This is a genomic window from Lysobacter sp. MMG2 (assembly GCF_016735495.2).
Taxonomy (GTDB): domain Bacteria; phylum Pseudomonadota; class Gammaproteobacteria; order Xanthomonadales; family Xanthomonadaceae; genus Lysobacter_J.
On the sequence record NZ_JAERQY020000003.1, the window covers coordinates 487,953 to 507,939 of the forward strand.

General features: G+C 68.6%; 17 protein-coding genes. 8 read left to right on the top strand and 9 right to left on the bottom strand.

The genetic code is table 11. The features are described from left to right. Window positions 1-44: 44 nt before the first annotated feature. On the bottom strand, window positions 45-2,792 hold the full coding sequence (gene plsB / locus JI752_RS14175; protein WP_216965154.1) for a glycerol-3-phosphate 1-O-acyltransferase PlsB: 2,748 nt from the start codon (window positions 2,790-2,792) through the stop codon (window positions 45-47). Window positions 2,793-2,817: 25 nt separating this feature from the next. After that, window positions 2,818-3,735 carry a hypothetical protein gene (locus JI752_RS14180; RefSeq protein ID WP_216965156.1) on the bottom strand — a complete coding sequence of 306 codons (918 nt, stop codon included), beginning with the start codon at window positions 3,733-3,735 and terminating at the stop codon, window positions 2,818-2,820. 341 nt (window positions 3,736-4,076) lie between these two features. Between JI752_RS14180 and JI752_RS14185 the strand changes: the two genes are divergently transcribed. The 4 genes from JI752_RS14185 to JI752_RS14200 all read left to right on the top strand — a co-directional run bounded on the left by JI752_RS14185 (window position 4,077) and on the right by JI752_RS14200 (window position 9,239). Next, entirely contained in the window at window positions 4,077-4,607 is a 531-nt protein-coding gene (locus JI752_RS14185) for a fimbrial protein (RefSeq protein WP_216965158.1), read from the top strand. 77 nt (window positions 4,608-4,684) lie between these two features. Then, a complete protein-coding gene (locus JI752_RS14190; RefSeq protein ID WP_216965160.1) occupies window positions 4,685-5,416 on the top strand; it encodes a molecular chaperone in 732 nt (243 codons plus the stop codon). A 32-nt stretch (window positions 5,417-5,448) separates the two neighbouring features. After that, window positions 5,449-8,112 (top strand): fimbria/pilus outer membrane usher protein, encoded by a 2,664-nt coding sequence (locus tag JI752_RS14195; RefSeq protein ID WP_216965162.1) that lies wholly within the window; start codon window positions 5,449-5,451, stop codon window positions 8,110-8,112. Between the two features lie 29 nt (window positions 8,113-8,141). Then, window positions 8,142-9,239 carry a fimbrial protein gene (locus JI752_RS14200; RefSeq protein WP_216965164.1) on the top strand — a complete coding sequence of 366 codons (1,098 nt, stop codon included), beginning with the start codon at window positions 8,142-8,144 and terminating at the stop codon, window positions 9,237-9,239. Between the two features lie 19 nt (window positions 9,240-9,258). Here the strand turns inward: JI752_RS14200 and JI752_RS14205 are convergent, their stop codons facing one another. The 6 genes from JI752_RS14205 to JI752_RS14230 form a co-directional block, all read right to left on the bottom strand. Further along, the gene (locus JI752_RS14205; RefSeq protein ID WP_216965166.1) at window positions 9,259-9,582 is read right to left on the bottom strand and encodes a hypothetical protein; all 324 of its coding nucleotides are present in this window, start codon (window positions 9,580-9,582) and stop codon (window positions 9,259-9,261) included. Window positions 9,583-9,948: 366 nt separating this feature from the next. Beyond that, window positions 9,949-10,863: a 5'-nucleotidase, lipoprotein e(P4) family gene (locus JI752_RS14210; RefSeq protein ID WP_216965168.1), complete on the bottom strand. Its 915-nt coding sequence runs from the start codon at window positions 10,861-10,863 to the stop codon at window positions 9,949-9,951. 129 nt (window positions 10,864-10,992) lie between these two features. Beyond that, window positions 10,993-11,646: an outer membrane beta-barrel protein gene (locus tag JI752_RS14215; RefSeq protein ID WP_216965170.1), complete on the bottom strand. Its 654-nt coding sequence runs from the start codon at window positions 11,644-11,646 to the stop codon at window positions 10,993-10,995. A 111-nt stretch (window positions 11,647-11,757) separates the two neighbouring features. Next, on the bottom strand, window positions 11,758-12,249 hold the full coding sequence (locus JI752_RS14220) for a GNAT family N-acetyltransferase (RefSeq protein WP_216965172.1): 492 nt from the start codon (window positions 12,247-12,249) through the stop codon (window positions 11,758-11,760). Next, window positions 12,246-12,647, bottom strand: coding sequence for a VOC family protein (locus tag JI752_RS14225; RefSeq protein WP_216965174.1), 402 nt, complete (start codon window positions 12,645-12,647; stop codon window positions 12,246-12,248). Before JI752_RS14225 ends, JI752_RS14220 begins: the two co-directional genes overlap by 4 nt. A 268-nt stretch (window positions 12,648-12,915) precedes the next feature. Next, window positions 12,916-14,898: a UvrD-helicase domain-containing protein gene (locus tag JI752_RS14230; RefSeq protein ID WP_216965176.1), complete on the bottom strand. Its 1,983-nt coding sequence runs from the start codon at window positions 14,896-14,898 to the stop codon at window positions 12,916-12,918. A gap of 182 nt (window positions 14,899-15,080) precedes the next feature. On the opposite strand from JI752_RS14230, the gene JI752_RS14235 reads away from it, so the two are divergent. The 4 genes from JI752_RS14235 to JI752_RS14250 all read left to right on the top strand — a co-directional run bounded on the left by JI752_RS14235 (window position 15,081) and on the right by JI752_RS14250 (window position 18,350). After that, entirely contained in the window at window positions 15,081-15,884 is an 804-nt protein-coding gene (locus tag JI752_RS14235) for a hypothetical protein (RefSeq protein ID WP_216965178.1), read from the top strand. A gap of 39 nt (window positions 15,885-15,923) precedes the next feature. Further along, window positions 15,924-16,652, top strand: coding sequence for a hypothetical protein (locus tag JI752_RS14240; protein ID WP_216965180.1), 729 nt, complete (start codon window positions 15,924-15,926; stop codon window positions 16,650-16,652). 113 nt (window positions 16,653-16,765) lie between these two features. After that, window positions 16,766-17,644, top strand: coding sequence for a methylglyoxal synthase (locus JI752_RS14245; RefSeq protein WP_216965182.1), 879 nt, complete (start codon window positions 16,766-16,768; stop codon window positions 17,642-17,644). An 85-nt stretch (window positions 17,645-17,729) separates the two neighbouring features. Further along, window positions 17,730-18,350, top strand: coding sequence for a thymidine kinase (locus JI752_RS14250; RefSeq protein ID WP_216965183.1), 621 nt, complete (start codon window positions 17,730-17,732; stop codon window positions 18,348-18,350). 68 nt (window positions 18,351-18,418) lie between these two features. Here JI752_RS14250 and JI752_RS19345 read toward each other — a convergent pair whose 3' ends face one another. Further along, on the bottom strand, window positions 18,419-19,945 hold the full coding sequence (locus tag JI752_RS19345) for an autotransporter outer membrane beta-barrel domain-containing protein (protein ID WP_216965184.1): 1,527 nt from the start codon (window positions 19,943-19,945) through the stop codon (window positions 18,419-18,421). Between the last annotated feature and the right edge of the window lie 42 nt (window positions 19,946-19,987).

The window sequence follows — 19,987 nt, forward strand, 5'->3', positions numbered from 1 at the left end:
CCGGCATTCCCCTCCGGCCAACCGAGTATAGGGCGGTGCGCCGATCAGTCGGCGGCCGGCGGCTCGGCAGGCGTCGCGGGCTTGGCGCTCTCGGGACTGATCTTCTCGATGGTGTGGCGCAGCTCGCGGCCGAGGATGAACTTGGCGTCCTTCGCCCAGGTGTCCAGTCGGCTGTCGAAGGCGAGCTTGCTGTTCTCGTCCGGCCACACCAGTTTCATCTCGCGCAGCTTCTGGATGAAGCCGCGGAACAGCGTCTTGTCGAAGAACTCCGGCGCGGCCGGCGCGTAGAGCAGCGACAGGCGCTGCGCGGCGAGCTGGCACAGGCCTTCCAGTTCCGACGCGGTGAGCGTGCCGGGGCCGTTCTTCACCAGCACCGAAATGGCGATGTAGTAGCGCTCGAATGCCTGCTGCAGCGAATGGCCGATCGCGCGTAGGCGGAAGACCTCGTCGGTCTGGCCGGCGTTGCGGGCCAGGATGCCGCCTTCGTCGTCGCTGATGCGTTCCAGCAGGCCTTCACGAATGAACACCTCGACCGTGCGGTTGAGGCGATCGGCGAACGCTTCTTCCGTCCAGGGCAGGAACAGCTCGGCCTGCAGGAACGGGTACACGCTGCGGCCCAGGCGTTGCACGCCGTTGAGGCTCATGCGGCGGTTGTTCTGGAAGCAGCAGGCGATCCACGAGGCCGCCGTGAACAGATGCAGCACGTTGTTGCGGAAGTAGCTCAGCAGCACCGCGTTGTCGCCGCTCACGCCGAGCACGTCGCCCAGCGGATGGGCGATGCGGCTGAGCACGTTGATCTCCTCGCCGTGGGCGATGATTTCTTCCGGCGCGTGCGGGGTCACGGTGACGCGGTCGGAATACGGCAGCTCGGCCAGCAGCGTCTTGCTGAGCGCGATCTGCGCGCGCAGGTCGGCCTCGCCCATGGCGTGCTTCGGCGTGGAAAGCAGCGCGATGGCGAGCAGGTTGATCGGATTGACGTCGGCGGCGCGGTTGACGTTGACCTGGATGCGCTGCGCGAGCGCGTCGACGGTGTCCGACAGCCAGGCCGGCTTCTCTTCCTCGCCGACGGGCGTGCCGTCCCAGTCCGGCGCGTGCTCGTGGAGCACGTCGTTGAGGCGGATCGGTTCGCCGAAGTTCACCACCACCTGGCCGTAGTTGCTGCGCAGCACCTTGGGGATGCCCATCAGCAGCTGCCAGATGGATTCCTTCTCCTTGGGCTTGCCGGTCAGCTCGTCGAGGTAACTGGTGCCTTCCATCAGCTTCTCGTAGCCGATGTAGACCGGCTGGAACAGCACCGGGCGCGTGGGCTGGCGCAGGAAGGCGCGCAGGGTCATCGCCACCATGCCGCCCTTGGGCGGCAGCAGGCGGCCCGTGCGCGAGCGCCCGCCTTCGACGAAATACTCGATGGAATGGCCACCGGCGACGAGCTGCGCGACGTACTCGCTCAGCACCGCCGAATACAGCGCGCTGCCGCGGATGCTGCGGCGGATGAAGAACGCGCCGCCCTTGCGCAGCAGCGTGCCGACCACCGGCAGGTTCAGGTTGATGCCGGCCACGATGTGCGGCGGCACGATGCCCTTGGTGTAGAGCAGGTAGCTCAGCAGCAGGTAATCCATGTGGCTGCGGTGGCAGGGCACATAGACCACTTCGTGGCCCGGCGCGTCGTCCTTGAGCTTGTCCAGGTGATGCACCAGCACGCCGCGGTAGATGCGGTTCCACACCGGCGTCAGCAGGAAGCTGGCCGAGCGCACGACCGGGTGCGAATAGTCGGCGGCGATTTCGTAGGCGAAACCGTGCGCCTTCTTCCAGGCGTCGGCCAGCGAACTCTTGTCGCGAGCGGCCTGGTCGGCGATGGCTTCCTTCACGCTCGGCGCGGCCAGCACCTGGTCCACCAGGAGGCGGCGCGTCGACAGGTCAGGCCCGATCACCGCTGCGCGGATGCGGCGGAAGTGCGTGCGCAACACGCGCGAGAGCTTGCGCACCGTGCGTTCGGCCGGCAGGCCTTCGTCGACGATCGAGCGCAGGCTCACCGGCGGGGCGAAACGCACCAGCGTGTCGCGGCCGTTGAGCGCGATGGCGAGCAGCCGGCGGAAGCGGCCCACCAGGGTCCAGTTTTCGGAGAACAGCACCGAGAACCAGCCGCTGTTCTTGTCCGGCGCGCGGCCGACGAAGATCGACACCGGCACCAGCTGCACGTCCAGCGACGGGTCGGCGCGGTGGGCGTCGAGCAGGTGCGCGAGCGAGCCGGAATGCGTCTTCGGCGAGGCCGGCGACGTGCCCAGCGACTGCTGCAGCTGGGCCAGCGTGTTGACGTTGCGGCGAGACAGGGCCAGGTAGGCGCGCTTGCGCTTGAGCGGGTCGCCCGGCAGCGGTTGCAGCGGCGAGGGCAGGCCGGCTTCGCGGCAGGCACGCTCCAGGATCAGCGCGTTGCTGAGGCCGTAGTCCTCCAGCACGTAGCAGACCGGGCGGCCGCTCCATTCCTCCGGGATCTCGGCCGTCGGGTTGCGCGGCTCGATGGTGATCTGCACCCACGGCGCCATGATCCGGCCGAGCAGCTTGGCCCACCACGGGCGCCGCGGGCCGCTGCGTCGCGGCCCCCGCATCGGCTCGCGCGCCTGCGGCGCAGGGGCGATCGGCAGCTGCGCCTGGGCCGGATCGGCGTCGGGCGTCTCGGGCATCGGCTCGTGCGCGGCCGTCCCGTCGAACGCTCGGGCGGGCGTGGAATCGGCGGCCGTCGCGTCCTTGTCGGCGTCCGGGAAAGGCAGGGGTGTCTGTTTCGGCATCGCGGGCATTATGCCTTCGCGGCTTCGGCCGCGTTCAGCGCGCCACGGGGGCGTCCGGTGCGCTGGCGGGCGAGTCGGACTCGGGCGCCGTGCGCGCCGCTTCGGCTTCGGCGTGGCGCAGTGCATCGGTCAGGTACCAGCGGCCGTCGTGGCGCTCCACCGCCAGTTCGGCCTCGATCAGCTGGCCGGCCAGCGTGTACTGCAGGCGGATGCGGGCATGGTCGCCGTTCTGTTCGATCAGGCCGGCGCGGGCGGTGGCCAGGTCGGCGTTGAGGTCCAGTCCATAGGCCAGCAGCACCCGCTTCACGCGGCCGAAGAACGGCCCCATCCGCTCCAGGCTGCGCTGCATGCCCAGCTCGCGGAAACGCGCCGGCCCGCCGGCCAGCCCGGTCTGGCGGGCGCCGGCGACCAGTTGCGGGAGCGTCTGGCGCGCACGTTGCAGGTCACCCAGCGGGGCTTTCTGCGCCCAGCCGCTGATGGCCCCGACGATCTGGACGTAGTGGGCGCGCTCCTGCGCGCTGTAGTCGCCTTCCCGCCGCAGGTACTGGGCGGCGAACAACCCCAGCGTGGCCGCAGCGGAGCGGAGCTCGGCGCTCGCGCCGGAAAATTGACGCTGGTAGACCGTCAGCAGCTGCTTCTCGGCGCCGGGGGCGGCGAGGGCGTCGATGAAGGCCGGCAGGCGGTCATCCAGGGGAAGATCGGTGAGCGGCCAGCGCGTGCGGCCCTCGTTCCAGGCCTGGTCGAGCCGGGCGTGCAGCGCGGGCGGGACGGCGTGGCGCGAATAGCTCACCAGATCGTCGTGGCGAAGATCGCGGATCAGCTGTTCGACCGCCTGGGCGGGCTGCGTCGGCGTGGGTTCGAAGGCCGGCGCGGGCGCGCGCTGGCAGCCACCGCCCGCCGTCAGGGCGGCAAGCAGCGTCAGCGCGGCGATGGCGCGGGCGATCGATGTCATCGGGTGCGGCTCTCCCCAAGTCGCTGTCGGCATCTTGGCGATGGGGGCGGGACCGGGCAAGCCAAGGCGGTCCCGGAATTGCGAACCCGCCGGTTTATCGGCATCCCGTCACATTTCTTTAGGTCAAAAAGTGACGTGGACGGGCGGAATCCGCAATCAGAGGCGGAAAGTGTGATCGGAATCTCGTTCAGTTTTACCGGAATCGGTCCCTTCACGCATCCATAACGGCTCCAAAACGGTTTTGAGACGGTTGGCACAGATTCTGCTTTCTAAGCCCTGAACCGGCAATTTCGCCGGGGCATAGCGTCCCGCCACGGCGGACCACACTCCAGGGTTTATTTATGAAGAAGCTCCTCCTCGTTGCGGCCGCCCTTGGCCTGGCCCCGATGTCCGCCATGGCCGTCGACGGCACCATCAGCATCACCGGTGAGGTCAAGGCCTCGACCTGTCTGATCAACACCCCGGCTGGCGGCAACATCGCCGTCGTGCTGCCGCAGGTGTCCACCACCGCGCTTCCGGCGCTGGGCGCCACCGCCGGCAACAAGCTGTTCACCATCTCGCTGACCGGTTGCGGTTCGCTGACCAAGGCGACCACGTACTTCGAGCAGGGCGCCAACATCGACGCCACCACCGGCTACCTGAAGAACACGATCACCTCGGGCGGTGCGGGCAACGTGCTGGTGCGTCTGGTCAACGATGACCTGACCACCGAGATCAAGCTCAACCAGGGCGCGGGCGCGCAGGCGTCGAAGACCTTCGACATCGCCGCCGGCAAGGCCACGCTGAACTACTACGCGCAGTACTACGCCACCGCCCAGGCCACCCCGGGTCAGGTGAGCACCTCCGTGCAGTACACGATGCAGTACCAGTAAGTGCATCACGCGGGCGCAGCCAAGCGGCTGCGCCCGCGCTCTTCTCCGCAGCACCCATTCCCCCTCAGGTACCCCGGATGAACCTTTGGAACCGCACCGTCGGTGCGGCACTGCTCGCGTTTTGTGCCGTGCTTCCTGTCGCCCATGCCAACGTGCTGATCGGTGGAACCCGCGTGGTCCTGCCGGCCAAGGACGGTGAGGTCACCGTGCGCCTGACCAACGCCAACGAACACCCTGCCCTGGTGCAGGCGTGGATCGATCGCGGCGACCCGAAGGCCACGCCGGACACCGTCGACACCCCTTTCCTGATCACGCCGCCCATGTTCCGCATGGAAGCCGGGCGCGATCAGAGCCTGCGCATCCTCTACACCCGTGAGCCGCTGCCGAGCGACCGCGAGTCGCTGTTCTGGCTCAACGTGCTGGAAATCCCGCCCAAGCCGGCCGATGGCGAACTGGCCAAGGCCAACTACCTGCAGCTGGCGCTGCGTTCGCGCCTGAAGCTGTTCTTCCGCCCGCAGGGCCTGACCGGCGATCCGAACAAGGCGCCCGAGCAGCTCACGTTCCGCGCCGCTGCCGGCGAGCTGATCGTTCGCAATCCGACGCCGTACCACATCACCGTGAGCGAGCTGGCCGTCACCGACGGCGGCAAGTCGTTCGACGCCGAGGCCGGCATGGTCGCGCCGTTCGGCGAACTGCGCCTGCGCGTGCCGACGCTCGCCAAGACCGCCCCGGCCGGCGCGGCCGTGCGCTACACCACGATCAACGACTACGGCGCCGCCTCCGCCTTCACCGCGAGCGTGACGCCCTGATGCGCGAAAGCGGCCGCCATTCGCCGGCTGCTATGCACGTACCGGGCCGCGCCGCGCTCGGTGCGGCCATTGCGTTCGCCCTTTTCGCGTGGGGGCCGGCACTGGCCGCGCCCGCCGCGCCGGGCGATGCGCAGTTCGACATGAGCCTGCTCGCCGGTGGCGCGCAGGCCCCCGTGGACCTCACGCGCTTCGAGCGCGGCACCGTCATCACGCCGGGCACGTACCGCCTCGACCTGTACCTGGACGGCGAGTGGTCCGGGGCGAGCGAGGTGCGCTTCGCCTCGCCGACGCCCGACACCAACGCCGTGCCGTGCTTTACGCCGGAGCTGTTCGACCGGCTCGGCCTGCCCCGGGCCAAGCTCACCGAGGAAGCCCGCGCGCGACTGGCGCAGGCCGACGGCTGCGTCGCCATGTCCGACCTCATCCCCGGCGCCACCGCCGTCTACGACCAGACCGAGCTGCGCCTGGACGTGACGGTGCCGCAGGCGTGGAAGGGCTACCGCGCGCGCGGCTACGTCAGCCCCGAGCTGTGGGACAAGGGCGTGACCGCGGGGCTGCTCAACTACAACCTCAACGCGTATCGCACCGAGAGTGGCGGCCAGAGCATGACCGCCGGCTACCTGGGCGTGAACCTGGGCTTCAACCTCGGTGCCTGGCGCTTCCGCCACGACGGCAACCTGACCTGGCAGTCGGGCAGTGACGTGGCGTCCGATCACGCCTGGCAGTCGATCGCCACCTACGCCCGGCGCGACATCCCGACCTGGGGCGCGCAGGTCACCCTCGGCGACAGCTACACCAGCGGCGAGCTGTTCGACAGCGTCGGCGTGCGTGGCGTCCAGTTGGCGACCGACGACCGCATGCTGCCCGACTCGCTGCGCGGCTATGCGCCGACCGTGCGCGGCGTCGCCGAGACCAGCGCGCGCGTGTCGATCCGCCAGAACGGCGCGCTGATCTACGAAACCACGGTGACGCCGGGTCCGTTCGCGATCGACGATCTCTACGCCACCGGTTACGGCGGCGACCTGCGGGTCACCGTGACCGAGGCCGACGGCCGCGTGCGCGAGTTCACCGTGCCGTTCGCGACGGTGCCGCAGCAGCTTCGCCCGGGGCGCTACCGCTACGCGATCTCCGCCGGTCGCGTGCACGACCAGGGCCTGGGCGACGATCCGGCACTGGTCCAGGCCACCCTGCAGCGCGGCCTCAGCAACACGGTCACCGGTTACGGCGGCCTGCTCGGCAGCGACGGCTACTTCGCCGCGCTGGGCGGCGTGTCGCTCAACACGCGCCTGGGCGCGATCGCCTTCGACGTCACCGCCGCGCGCACCGACGTGGCCGGCACCGAAGGCAAGACCGGCCAGAGCCTGCGCGCGACGTACAGCAAGATGCTGCCGAACACCGGCACGACCTTCAGCCTGGCCTCGTACCGCTATTCCACCAGCGGCTACTACAGCCTGCGCGATGCGCTGATCGCGCGCGACTACGCCGACGGCCGCTCGTTCGTGACCGACCTTGCATCGCTGGATCCGGCGACCAACCTTCCCGTCGCGCTCACGCCGGAACAGCGCGATGCACTGCAGGGCGGCCGTGCCGTCGACGTGCTGGCCAACCAGTACGGCCTGGATCGCCAGCGCAACCGCTTCGACGTGAACCTCAACCAGCGCCTGGGACAGAACGGCGGCGTGATGTACGCCACGGCGTCGGCGCGCGACTTCTGGAATCGCAGCGGCAGCGACGTGCAGTTCCAGCTGGGTTACAGCAACAACTTCCGTTCGCTGAACTACAGCGTGTCCGCCAACCGCGTGCGCGACCTCGACGGCCGCTACGGCAACCAGTTCAACCTGAGCATCAGCGTGCCGCTGGGAAGCAGCCCCAGCGCGCCGAGCGTGGCCGCCAGCGCGACCCGCGACGACGACGGCCGCACCCAGGCGCAGGTCACCGTGGCCGGGCAAGCCGGGCGCGACGGCCAGATCACGTACGCCGCCACCGCCGCACATGCCGACGATGCCGGCGCCTACGGCAGCCTCAACGCCGGCTACCGCACGCCGTTCGCGGCCTTCAGCGCGGGCTACGGCCAGGGCGATGGTTACTCGCAGGCATCCTTCGGCGTGCAGGGCACGGTGGTCGCGCATCCGGGCGGCGTCACCCTGGGGCAGCCGGGCGGCGACACGCTCGCCATCGTCCATGCGCCCAACGCCACCGGCGCGCGCGTGCTCAACGCGCCGGGCGTGCGCATCAACCGTTTTGGTTATGCGCTGGTGCCGTTCCTGATGCCCTACAACTTCAACAACCTCGAGCTCGATCCCAAGGGCCTGTCCCTGGACGTGCAGCTCAAGGCGACCAACGCGCGTGTCGCGCCTTACGCCGGCTCGGTGGCGATGGTCCGCTTCGAAACCGAATACGGCCGCAGCGCGCTGGTGCGCGCGCGCATGGACGACGGTCGCGCGGTGCCGTTCGGGGCCGATGTCGTCGACGCCGCGGGCCGCACGCTGGGCGTGGTCGGCCAGGGCGGGCGCCTGCTGGTGCGCGGCGTGGACGAGCAGGGCACCATGACGCTGAGCTGGGCGGAAGACGGCGTGACGCGCCGATGCCGCGTCAGTTACCGCATGCCGGCGCCGGTCGAGGGCGCGGCGAACGACCTTCCGACGCTCGACGTGCGCTGCACGCCCGAAGCACCTTCCGCCGTGGCCGCGCAGTGAGCGCGCACCGCACCAAGATGCCGACCGACATGAAACTGCCCGCTCGCTCCGATTCCGCGCCGCGCACCGCACAGCAGGTGCGCGCGGTGATGCGGCTGCTGGCGATGCTGGCGATGCTCGCCGGACTGAGCGCCTTGCCGTGGAGCGCGAAGGCCGGCCCGGCCACGTCCGACTGCACCGCGGCGGCGCAGAACTTCACGCTGGGCGCCGTGACGGTGGAGCCCAACGCGCCCGTCGGCGCGCTGCTGGGAACGCCTGCGTCCATCACGATGGTCTTCAGCTGCACCAACATTCCGGTGCTCGACACCACCAAGGGCCATGGTCTCTATATCCAGGCCGGCGACCTCGCCGGGCTGGATGCGACCGACACCGAGGCGAACGGCATCGTCTTCGACACCAACCTCAACGGCATCGGCCTGAAGATCACCGGCACGCCGTTCCAGGCGAAGTCCGAGCCCTGCGTGCGCTGCGGCCCGAACTCCACCCGCGGCTTCGAGATCGGTCCGATCGACCGCGCCAGCAACGGCACCGGCAGCATCAGCAACACCTTCACCGCGCAACTGATCAAGACCGGCACCATCACGCCGGGCACCGTCTCGCAGATCAGCCGCCTGATGCGCTTTTACTGGTACGAGTACGGCGTGACTTCGAGTGTCGGCACGATCGGCAACCTGCGCCTCAACGGCGGCACGACGGTCACCGTGCCGACGTGCCTGGTGAACTCGGATTCGGCGCTGCTGGCCGTGCCCTTGCCGACCGTCTCGTCCGCCTCGCTGACCGGTGCGGTGGGAACCGTGGCCGGCCGTACACGCTTCAACATCAACATGCGCTGCCAGGTCGGTTCGCGCGTGCGCATCACGATGGACAGCGCCCGCCAGGGCACCGGCACCGGCGTGGTGATGCCCACGACCTCCGGCACCGGTCCGTGGGCCGCCAATGTCGGCGTGCAGATCCTCAACGGGACGTTCGGTGCCGTGGCGTTCGATTCGGCGGTTCTGGTCGGCACCACGCCGGCAGCCGGTACGTGGTCGGTGCCGTATTACGCGCAGTACTACCGCTACAGCACCGCCACCGTAACGGCCGGCAAGGTGGCGGCTACCGTGACCTACACGCTCAGTTACGACTGACCGCCCGTCGTCGCTGCACTCAGTCGTATTCCTGCGTCGCCAGCATCGAATGCGTGCCTGCCTGTCGCAGGTAGGCGTCGTGGTAGGCGATCACCTGCGATCCCGGCAACGCGGCCGCGGCCGGTTCCAGCCGCAGTGTGTAGGCCGTGGGAACGGACGTTCCCGGGCAACGCGTACGAAGGTGCGGCGGCACGTTCTGTGCAGGGGTTTGGATCACGGCGGGAGCGCAGGTTGGAGTCACCACGCTGCCCGTAAACGTGATGCGTCCGTCGGACGCATGCGCGTTCGCCGCCACCACCAGTGCCCAGAGCACGGCGCCCACCGTGGCTCTGACTCGCTTCATGGCCTTTCCTTGCGCTTCTATGCGCGTAGTTCGCCTATTCGCTCCATCGGCAGGACTGAAGTTTTCTGGAGGGGATACGCCGCAAGACGTGAAGGAACTGCAATGGGCGTCACACTTCGCGGCCGTCGGTCGGCGCGAAGGCGGGAGCGGTCAGGGCGGTCGGCGGTCGCGATGTGGGCGCATCGGACGAAAGGCGGGCGAAGAAAAAGGAGGCCGGGGCCTCCTTCAAATCCGGCCGGGGCCGGAGGACTTCGAGTTGTGGCATGGCTCCGGCTCGCGCCGGACGGAGGGCAGACTACCCGCCCTCAAAACCTAATGCAACTCGTGAAGAATCACGTTGCAAGCCATTGATTTGTAAAAGCGGAATCAGGGCGCGACATTCAGCGCCGCGCGCTTGGCCTCGCGACGCGCCTCGCGCGGCTGGGCCCAGTCGTTGTTGAACACCGCCGGCTCCCAGCTGCCGTAGGTCGGGTTGGGCAGCATGAACCAACGTTCGCCGAACCAGTCGCCGTACTTGTCCAGCAGCTGCGCGCGGCCTTCGCGCGTGTTGGCGGTGATCTGCACGAAGTCGCCCAGCTGGTCGCCGAACTGCATCAGCACGCGGTACTGCTGGCCGGCGAGGCGGCGTCGGCAGTTCTTCTCGCTGCCGTTCTGCTCGCAGTCCGGCACCACCGTGCCCAGGCCGAGGAACACGCTGTCGTCCTTCACCGGCATGCCGACGGCCTTGAGGTTGGCGATGGTCGCGTCCTTCAGGTGCACGGCGCGGTTGGACAGGTAGAGGATCGTCACGCCCTTCGCGGCGGCGGCCTTGGCGAACTCCACCACGCCCGGCACGGCCTTCGCCTTCTTCTCGGCGACCCAGGCGTCCCAGGTCACTTCGTCGTATTCCTTGCCGTCGCGCACCAGGCGCGCCTGGTAGGGCGAGTTGTCGAGCACGGTCTCGTCCACGTCCATCACCACCGCAGGCGGCAGGCCGGTCGCGGGATTGCCGCGCTCGTCGGGAACCAGCGCGTCCCAGTGCTTTTCCTTCAGCGCGGTGCCCAGCTTGTCGGCGGCGGCGCGGTAAACGGTCGTCGTCGCCGCCGGGTACTCGGCACTGGCCTGCATCCACAGCACGGCGTTGAGGTTGTCGTCGGCAGTGACGGCCGGCTTGGCGGCGGCGGTGGACGATGGCGCGGCCGGGGCGCCGGTCTGCGACGCAGGCGTGTGCGTGCGGTCGCACGCGGTCAGGGCGAGCGTGCAGGCGAGAAGGGAAAGCGAAAGGACGCGTGGCTGCATCATGGCGGGACAGAGGCCGGATCGGGGCGCGAGTGTAGCCCGAGGTCCGCGACAGCGTCGTGTCGCCGCATGCCGGCAGGGCCGGCGATGCGAAGACGGGGCCGGATCACCGGCCCCGTCGTCCAACATGGATCAGAAGCGCAGTTCCAGGCCGAGCGTGGTCGTGCTCGCGGTGCTGGAGTCGTCTTCCAGCTCGCCATCCTCGTCCAGCGCGGAGTAGGCGTAACCGTTGTACATCAGGTTGATGTTGAAGTTCGGCGTGACGTCCACGCCGATGCCGGCACCGAAATAGGCGCCGCCGCCGTCTTCGCTTTCCGATGCGGTCTCGGTGCCGTTGAGGCCACTGAGGAACGGGTCGTTGAACGCCCAGCTGTAGCTGGCCTTGATGTCCTGCTTGTAGCCCATGTAACCGGCGCGGCCGACGGCGAACCAGCGGCTGTTCGTGCCGAAATTGAAGCGCGCGTTGGCGCCGACGTGCGCGTAACGGACATCGAAGCCGATCCGCCCTTCTTCCGACAGGAAGCCGTCGTCGAAGGAATAGCTGTCGCTGATTTCGCCGACCTTGCCGCCACCCGCTTCCAGGCCGATCTGCGTGATCGAACCCGCCTGCCAGCGATAGCCCAGGCTGAGCGCGCTGGTGTCGGCCTTGTCTTCGGACAGGCCGCTGTTGTCGTACGTCGCCTGACCGGCCTGGCCGGCGATAAAGAAACTACCCTGGGCTTGCGCCGCAGGCACGGTGATGCTGCACGCGATGGCGAGCAGCGCCATGCATCCATACTTGGACATGTCTTCCCCAAAAAACGTGTTGATGGACGGACGCCGTTGCGGCATCCGAGGGCCCTCCCCCGGGCCCGTCATCAGTGTAGCGGGATTGCGCGCCCGGCCCCGCAGGGACGATCAGGCCGATGCCACCTGCAACGACACCTGCTTGCGCCCGTCATCCAGCCATTGCGAACCGACTTCGCCGAAGCCGAAGCCCGCATGGAACCGGCGCGATGGCTCGTTCGGCGGCACGGTGTTGAACTCGCACGACACCGTGTCGACGCCCGCGGCGCGTGCGAAATCGAACAGGTCGCGGTACAGCATCGCGCCCAGCCCGCGGCCCTGGTGCGACGCCGCCACGACCACGCGATCGATGTAGAGGAAGCGCGGATAGCGCTGCGCGAACCACAGGTAGTTCGGGCTGTCGTAGTCCGCGCCTTCGCGGAAGGCGAGCAGGAACGCCACCACCTCGCCGTCCTCGCGCACGACGCGGTGGTATGCCGAGCGCGCATCGAGCTGGCGCAGGCGCGCAGCGTCCATCGGGCTGGTCATTTCCACCGCTTCGAGGTTCAGTGCCAGCACGCGTGGATGGTCGGCCTCGCGCGCGGGTTCGATGATCGCGCTCATGCCCCGTGCGTCCCGGCTTCGTAGAGTTCGATCGGCAGCCCGTCGGGATCGGCGAAGAAGGTGAAACGACGACCGGTGAACTCGTCCACGCGCAGCGGTTCGACGTCGATGCCGTGCGCGCGCAGCGCATCGGCGTGGACCGCCACGTCGTCCACGACGAACGCCAGGTGTCGCAACCCACACGCTTCGGGGCGCGACGGGCGCGGCGGCGGCGAAGGGAACGAGAACAGCTCGATCTGCGTGCCATCCGGCAGCGCGAGGTCGAGCTTCCACGAATCGCGCGCCTCGCGATACGCCTCGGCGACCACGCGCAACCCGAGCACGCGCGTGTAGAAATCCTTCGACCGCGCGTAGTCGGAGGCGATGATGGCGACGTGGTGGAGGCGCTGGAGATTCATGGGTTCGTTCGTTGTCATGGGCACTCCCATGGCGGGAAGCTGCCTCACCGTCATTCCCGCGAAAGCGGGGGCTTTTGGGCCGCCGCATGGCGGCACTCTCCAGTGACGTTTCATGCTTTCACGGCAGCTTATACGCGGCGGTGGGCTGCTTTGTCTGCGAGGCGCCGGTAGAGCGTGGAATGTCCCTGGAGAGTGCCGCCATGCGGCGGCCCAAAAGCCCCCGCCTTCGCGGGAATGACGTGAGTGGGCGGAAACGCACCCGCTTTCCTCACCCCTCTCCCAACAATGCCTTGATCGCCGCGAACCCCGCCGCCGCGCGTTCCTGCTTGCGCGCCGCATCAGCCACAGGATCGGCGCCGTCGCGCTGGATTTCCGCGGCGGGCAGTTCGTCGAAGAAGCGACTCGGCTTGAGGCGCAGCTTGTCGCCCCACTTCGACGCCTCGCGCGAATGCGACAGCCACAGCTGCTCCTTCGCGCGCGTGATGCCGACGTAGAGCAGGCGCCGCTCTTCTTCGAGCGAGCCTTCCTCCAGTGCCATTTCGTGCGGCAGCGTGCCGTCTTCCATGCCGACGATGAAGACGTAGCGGAACTCCAGGCCCTTGGCCGCGTGCAGCGACATCAGCCGCACCTGGTTGCCGGCCTCGCCCTTGTCGGCGTGCGAGAGCAGCGCGAGCTGCGCGGCCAGTTCGCCCGGGCCCGAACCCTTGCCGCCGTCGAACCAGTCGGACAATTCCTCCAGGTTTTCCTTGCGGCGCTGGAAACTCGCCTCGTCCTTGCACTGCGCGCGGATCGACGCGAGCAGGCCGCTCTTCTCCGCCAGCGAGCGCACCAGATCGGCCGGGCTGATCTTGAACGCTTCGCCACGCAGGTGGCGCACGATGTTGACGAAGCCGTCCAGCGCATTCGCCGCGCGCGGCGCCAGCTGCTTGAGCACGCCGATCTGCTCGGCGGCGCGCGACATCGGCATGTGCGCGTGCTGCGCCAGTTCGGCGAGTTTCGCCAGCGTGGTCGCGCCGACTTCGCGCTTGGGCGACTGCACGGCGCGCAGGAAGGCCGCGTCGTCGTCGGGATTGGCGATCAGGCGCAACCACGACAGCGCGTCCTTCACTTCGCCGCGCTCCAGGAACGCGGTGCCGCCGCTGAGGTGGTAGGGCACGCGCAGCAGCTGCAGCGCCTTCTCCAGCGCACGGCTCTGGTGGTTGCCGCGGAACAGGATGCAGAAATCGCTCCACGGCGCGGTCTTGGCGGCGGCGAGGAAGTGGATTTCCGCGGCGACCTTCTCCGCTTCGTGCGCGGCGTCCTTGCACTCCCACACGCGGATGCGCTCGCCGTCGGCCTGGTCGCTCCACAGCGTCTTGGGATGCTCGTGCGGGTTGTGCGCGATCAGCGCGTTGGCGCTGCGCAGCACGCGGTTGGAGCAGCGGTAGTTCTGCTCCAGCTTGATGATCTGAAGGTTCGGATAGTCCTTGCCCAGCTGCAGCAGGTTCTCCGGATTGGCGCCGCGCCAGGCGTAGATCGACTGGTCGTCGTCGCCCACGCAGGTGAACAGGCCCTTCTCGCCGGCCAGCGCCATCAGCAGGCGGTACTGCGCGTCGTTGGTGTCCTGGCACTCGTCCACCAGCAGGTAGCCGATGCGTTCGCGCCAGGCCAGGCGCAGGGTTTCGTCGCCTTCCAGCATCTGCACGGGCAGGCGGATCAGGTCGTCGAAATCCACCGCATTGAACGTCGAAAGCCGCGCCTGGTAGCGCTGGTACATCAGCGCCGCTTCCATCTCGCGCGGGCTCTTGGACACGGCCAGCGCCTCTTCCGGCGACAGGCCCGCGTTCTTCGCGCGCGAGATGAGATTGCGCATGTCGTCGATCGCGTCGGGCTTGCTGCCCGTTGGCATCAGGTCCTTGATCTGCGCGTTGGAGTCGTCGCTGTCGAACACCGAGAACCCGCGGCGCAGCCCCGCCTTCGCATGGTCGATCTGCAGGAACTTCAGCCCCAGCGCGTGGAAGGTGCACACGGTCAGGCCTTCGGCCGCGTCGCCCTTGATGCGCTTGGCCACGCGCTCCTTCATTTCCTTCGCCGACTTGTTGGTGAAGGTGATGGCGGCGATGCGCTTGGCCGGCATGCGGCCGGAGGCGATGAGGTGCGCGATCTTCTCCACGATCACGCGCGTCTTGCCGCTGCCCGCACCGGCGAGCACGAGGAGGGGGCCGTCGGTGTGCAGGACGGCAGCGCGTTGAGGGGGGTTCAGACCGTGCATGTGGCGTGTTTGCTGCCGCGGAGGCGGCGGCGTATTGTGCCGTAATCGACCTTTGGGGCGCGCCCGCCGCTGCATCACGCGGGAAGGTCGTACGATCGGAAGACGCGGCCGGAGGTTCGACCCGCCGTTCAGGTGATCGCCGGCACGCCCACGGCCCGGACTGGCCCGATGGAGAGGCAGCCATGCGCACGATCCGCACGATGCGACCCGCTTTCACCGCCTTCGCCCTGTCGGGAGCGATGCTGGCGGCCTCGACCCTCGCCGCGCCCGCCCGCGCCGATGAAGCCCCGTCGCTCAGCAGCGCCAGCTTCATGGAACTGGATGCGATGCTGCCTTCGCTGCGCGGACGTCCGAACGAGGAGTTCCGCGTGCAGGGCCTGAAGGCTTACCGGCAGCGCCGCTACGACGAGGCGATCCGCCGGTTCGAGCTGGCCTCCGAGTACGCCGACAAGTATTCGCAACACTACCTCAGCCTGATGCACTGGCACGGCGTGGGCACGAAACCGGACCGCGTGCAGGGCTACATCTGGAGCGACCTGGCCGCCGAGCGCGGCAATCCGCGCTTGCTGGCGATCCGCGAGAAGATGTGGTCGCAACTGACGCCGCAGGAGCAGGCGCGCGTGCCCGATGCCGGCGCCGCGTTCTACGCGCGTTACGGCGACGACGTCGCCAAGCCGCGTGCCGAGGACGAAATCCGCCGTTTCGCACGCAACATGACCGGCAGCCGCGTGGGCTACCGCAACCAGCCGATCGAAACCGGCGGCGGACCGATCAACGGCGTGTTCCTCACCGAAACCGGCAGCAATGCCGCGGCCTACGCCGTTTCGGTCGCCGGCTCGCCCGACGAGCTGTACGGCAAGGAAGGCGGTCTGCGGCGCCTGGAGACATACTGGCAGGAGCAGGACCGGCTGCTGGACGGCAGCGTCGAAGTCGGCGAACTGGAAACCGTGCGCCGCAACGACCGTCGCGTTCCTGCCGAACGCTGACGTCGCACATTCACGAAGGCCTGATCGAAAGGAGACGAGATGGAAACCCTGACTGCCGCCGTGCTTCTCGCCGCGTTGGCCGCCGGCCCGACCGCACCGACGCCGGAAGCCGAGAAGGCCGCCAGCGCCAGCACCGATCGCATGGATGCGCGCGCCTACGACGAGCGTTCGCGCTTCGCTTCCACGCATCCCAACGAACTCTTCCGCCTGTACGGCAGCGATGCCGCGGCGAAGGGCCAGTGGGAGGCCGCGATGCGGCACTTCGTGAAGTCGGCGAGCTACGCCGACAAGTACTCGCAGCACCGCATCAGCCTGCTGTACTGGCACGGTGTGGGCGTGCAGCGCGATCGCGCGCTGGCCTACGCGTGGGCGGACCTCGCCGCCGAGCGCATGTACCCCAGCTTCATCGTGCTGCGCGAGAAGATGTGGCTGGAACTGAGCGAAGACGAGCGCGCGCGTGCGCTGCGCGAAGGCGCGGCGCTCTACGCGCAGTACGGCGACGACGTGGCCAAGCCGCGCCAGACGCGCGGCATCGCCAAGGCCAAGCGGAACATCACCGGCAGCCATCTGGGCTACGTGGGTTTCCTCACCGCGACCGCGCCCGTCGGCAACGACATGGGCGGCACGGACTACTTCGACCTCACGCCGATGTTCGCCAGCTGGCGCTGGCAGCCGAAGAAGTACTGGGCCGTCGAGGACGCGATCTGGCAGGCCGGCAGCGTCGAGGTCGGCCCGGCCGCACCGGCGCGCCGCGACGCCGACGACTGAGGCCGTTCCCTTCATCGCGGCGGCCAGGCCCGGGCCTCCACACGCCCGGGCCGGTGCCTGAATGCGCCCCGTCGGCCGTATAGACTGCGGCTTCGCCCCTCGACGGATCCGCCATGCGCCTGGGCCTGGCCGCCAACCGCCTGCACCACCTCAGTGAAGACGCCGCGCTGTTCCGCCTGTTGCGCACCTGCGAGCCGGGGATACGCGAACTCGGCCTGGAACTGCACACCATCGGCCGCACCTTCGACGCCATCGCCGCCGCCGGCATGCTCGCCGGCTACACCGGCCTGCGCCGTTATCCCTACGGACGCGAAGGCGGGCTGATGAAACTGGTGGCCGAGGTCGTCGGCCTGGGCAGCGCGGAACGCACGCTAGACGGCGCGATCTACCTGATCGACCCGGTCGATCCGTCTTCGGTGTTCCCCGAAGCGGTGGCGCTCAAGCGCCAGTGCGTGATCCACGGCAAACCTTTCATCTCCACCGTCGCCTCCGCGCGCGACTGGATCGAGATGGAGCGCGTGCACGCCGGTCTTGCGCCGGATCCCGCCGCCGACGCACTGCACGCGCTGGAAACGCAGACGCTGGCGATGATCGCCCACGACGCGATGAAGCCGCAGATGATGGCCTACGCCGCCGAGCACTTCGACGTGCTCTCGCGCTTCCAGCGCCGCGTCGCCACGGGCACCACCGGCCAGCGCCTCAACGAACTGGCCTGGAGCCGCGGCTGGCCGCAGGGCCAGGCCTGGGTGCAGCGTTACGAAAGCGGTCCGATGGGCGGCGACGCGCAGATCGCCGACCTGGTGCTGGAGCGTCAGTGCCAGCGCGCGATCTTCTTCGAGGACCCGCACGTCGCGCGCCAGCACGAAGCCGATATCCAGCTGCTCGAACGCGCCGTCACCACGGTCACTTTCGACGCGGTGTGCATCACCTCGCCCCGCGTCGCGCAGCGCTGGGCCGAAGCCGTGCGGCTGCGCGCGCGACGCAACGACTGAGGCCGCGCACAGCCGCGGCCCGCGCGTGCGCAGGCCTGTTGGCGCCGGGAGGCGCCACGCGCGCGACACGTCGTAAAATGCGCGCATGGCAAAGCTCTATTTCTATTATTCGGCGATGAACGCCGGCAAGACCACGACGCTCCTGCAGTCGGCGCACAACTACCGCGAGCGCGGCATGCGCGTGGCGATCCTCACCCCGCGGCTGGACGACCGCGCCGGCACCGGCGTGATCGCCTCGCGCATCGGCCTGCGCTCGGAGGGCATCGCGTTCGAACGCGACGACGATCTGGAGGCGAAGGTCCGCCACGACATCGCCCAGCATGGCGCGCTGCATTGCGTGCTGGTGGACGAGGCGCAGTTCCTGACGAAAGCGCAGGTGTGGCAGCTGAGCGAGGTGGTCGACGCGCTGCGCATCCCGGTGCTGTGCTACGGCCTGCGCACGGATTTCCGCGGCGAGCTGTTCGAGGGCAGCCAGTACCTGCTGGCGTGGGCGGACGAACTCACCGAGATCAAGACCATCTGCCACACCGGCAAGAAGGCGACGATGGTGGTGCGCGTGGACGCGCAGGGCCGCGCGGTGCGCGAGGGGCCGCAGGTGGAGATCGGCGGCAACGATCGCTACATCTCGGTCTCGCGCGCGGAATACAAGAAGGTGATGAGCGGCGAGGGCGCGATCGAACCGTTGCAGCCGCCGCTGCCGCTGTGAGGCGATAGCGATATCGAAGGGTGCCAACGCGTCGCCATCCGCTTTCACGGTGGCGACGCATCGCCCGTTCAGAACCGCTTGCGCACCAGCAGCGAAGCGCTCCGGTTCTCGATCTCGCCGTAGTCCTCCGCTTCGAACAGCACCTGGATGGCGGCATTGCTGTTCCAGGTGTGCTCGAGTCCGAATCCATAGCGGATGCCGTCGCGCGTGCCGTCGTCGACGGAAATCCGGAACGCATCGCCGATGGTGAAGCGTGCGGTGCGGTCGCGATCGTCCAACGCGTCGTCGTACACGTAGTTCGCGTAGGCGAACACGACGCTGATCTCCGGCTTTGCGGTGGCGGCCGGCAGCGACCGGCGCACGGTGACGCCCGCTTCGCCACGGAACGTTCCGGCGTCGAAGTCCCCATAGCCCAGGTCCAGCGCCACCGCGCCGCGTTCGTTGTAGCCATCCTCGTCGAAGCGTTGATAGCGCAGATGCATCTGCGGCTGGATCAGCCAACCGTCGCCCGGGATGAGGTTGTAACCGGCGCCGGCCGTGGCCGTCCAGGCGCGTGCGTCGCGATCGCCCTGCGCCTGCGCGGCAATCGGGCCGAAGACGACGGCCCGCGTGGTTTCGACGTCATAGACACCGTATTCGAGCGCTCCCTGCACGAACCAGCGGCGTTCACCCCAATAACTGCCGTACACGCCCGCCGCCCATCCATCCAGACGCGTGCGACCGGTGTCGGCAGTCGGGCCGCGATAGGCCATGTCCAGATCGTCGAACGCCAGGTACGCGCCCACGACGCCCGAGTCGGCCAACGCCGCGTCCGCACCGAGGATGAAGCTGCGGCCGTCGCTCTCGTAACCTTGCCGGAACAGATCGACGCGATCGCCCTCGCTGCTCTGGTAATAGCCGCGCAGCCACATCTCCACGCCTTCGCGCAAGCGATAGGCATCGTCGCTTCCGTCGCCCACGCGCAGCGTGGTGAGCGTCGCCTGCATCGTCAGCGGTTGGCCGGTGATCGTGTAGCCGTTCACGGCGAACTGCGCACCGCTGAAGGTCACCGCGCCTGCGCTGTTGTCCACGGTGACGATGCCAGGCGTGCCCTGGAAGATCGCGAAGCTGTCCGCCTGCCACGGTCCGTTGAGGGTTCCGCTGATGTCGGCCCACGACTGGCCGGTCGTGGCCAGCCACGTTCCCGCGCCGCCGTCGATTCGACCGTTGTTGAACAGCGCGCTGTTGCCTCCGTCCCAGAACGTCAGCAGCGCCCCCTTCGTGTTCGCCAGATTGATCTGCTGCGCCGCGGAGGTCTGCACGAACAGATCCAGATTCGGCGTGAAACCCGCGGGCACGACGCCGAAGTCCAGGCCGTTGTCGGTCAGCGCGCCGGTGTAGTTCATCAATCGGTAAAGCCCCGGGCCAAAGGCGCCCGTCGAGGTGATGTCCAGAAGGCCATCGAGCACGAGATTGCCGCTGATGCCGAACAACGCGGTCGTACCGGGCGCCGCGAGTGAGGCATCCACATGCGAGAGCGGATTGAGCGTCAACGGGCCCATGGTGAACGTCTGGCCCTGCACGCCGATCAGGCGTGCGTTGTCGGCCACGGTCACGCTGCCTCCGGTTGCGCGCCTATTCCATGCGCGGCGAGTCCT

Excerpts from the sequence above, each read along its gene's own strand:
- plsB (WP_216965154.1), bottom strand. The coding sequence starts at position 2,792 with ATGCCCGCGATGCCGAAACAGACACCCCTGCCTTTCCCGGACGCCGAC.
- JI752_RS14180 (WP_216965156.1), bottom strand. The coding sequence starts at position 3,735 with ATGACATCGATCGCCCGCGCCATCGCCGCGCTGACGCTGCTTGCCGCC.
- JI752_RS14185 (WP_216965158.1), top strand. The coding sequence starts at position 4,077 with ATGAAGAAGCTCCTCCTCGTTGCGGCCGCCCTTGGCCTGGCCCCGATG.
- JI752_RS14190 (WP_216965160.1), top strand. The coding sequence starts at position 4,685 with ATGAACCTTTGGAACCGCACCGTCGGTGCGGCACTGCTCGCGTTTTGT.
- JI752_RS14195 (WP_216965162.1), top strand. The coding sequence starts at position 5,449 with ATGCACGTACCGGGCCGCGCCGCGCTCGGTGCGGCCATTGCGTTCGCC.
- JI752_RS14200 (WP_216965164.1), top strand. The coding sequence starts at position 8,142 with ATGAAACTGCCCGCTCGCTCCGATTCCGCGCCGCGCACCGCACAGCAG.
- JI752_RS14205 (WP_216965166.1), bottom strand. The coding sequence starts at position 9,582 with ATGAAGCGAGTCAGAGCCACGGTGGGCGCCGTGCTCTGGGCACTGGTG.
- JI752_RS14210 (WP_216965168.1), bottom strand. The coding sequence starts at position 10,863 with ATGATGCAGCCACGCGTCCTTTCGCTTTCCCTTCTCGCCTGCACGCTC.
- JI752_RS14215 (WP_216965170.1), bottom strand. The coding sequence starts at position 11,646 with ATGTCCAAGTATGGATGCATGGCGCTGCTCGCCATCGCGTGCAGCATC.
- JI752_RS14220 (WP_216965172.1), bottom strand. The coding sequence starts at position 12,249 with ATGAGCGCGATCATCGAACCCGCGCGCGAGGCCGACCATCCACGCGTG.
- JI752_RS14225 (WP_216965174.1), bottom strand. The coding sequence starts at position 12,647 with ATGAATCTCCAGCGCCTCCACCACGTCGCCATCATCGCCTCCGACTAC.
- JI752_RS14230 (WP_216965176.1), bottom strand. The coding sequence starts at position 14,898 with ATGCACGGTCTGAACCCCCCTCAACGCGCTGCCGTCCTGCACACCGAC.
- JI752_RS14235 (WP_216965178.1), top strand. The coding sequence starts at position 15,081 with ATGCGCACGATCCGCACGATGCGACCCGCTTTCACCGCCTTCGCCCTG.
- JI752_RS14240 (WP_216965180.1), top strand. The coding sequence starts at position 15,924 with ATGGAAACCCTGACTGCCGCCGTGCTTCTCGCCGCGTTGGCCGCCGGC.
- JI752_RS14245 (WP_216965182.1), top strand. The coding sequence starts at position 16,766 with ATGCGCCTGGGCCTGGCCGCCAACCGCCTGCACCACCTCAGTGAAGAC.
- JI752_RS14250 (WP_216965183.1), top strand. The coding sequence starts at position 17,730 with ATGGCAAAGCTCTATTTCTATTATTCGGCGATGAACGCCGGCAAGACC.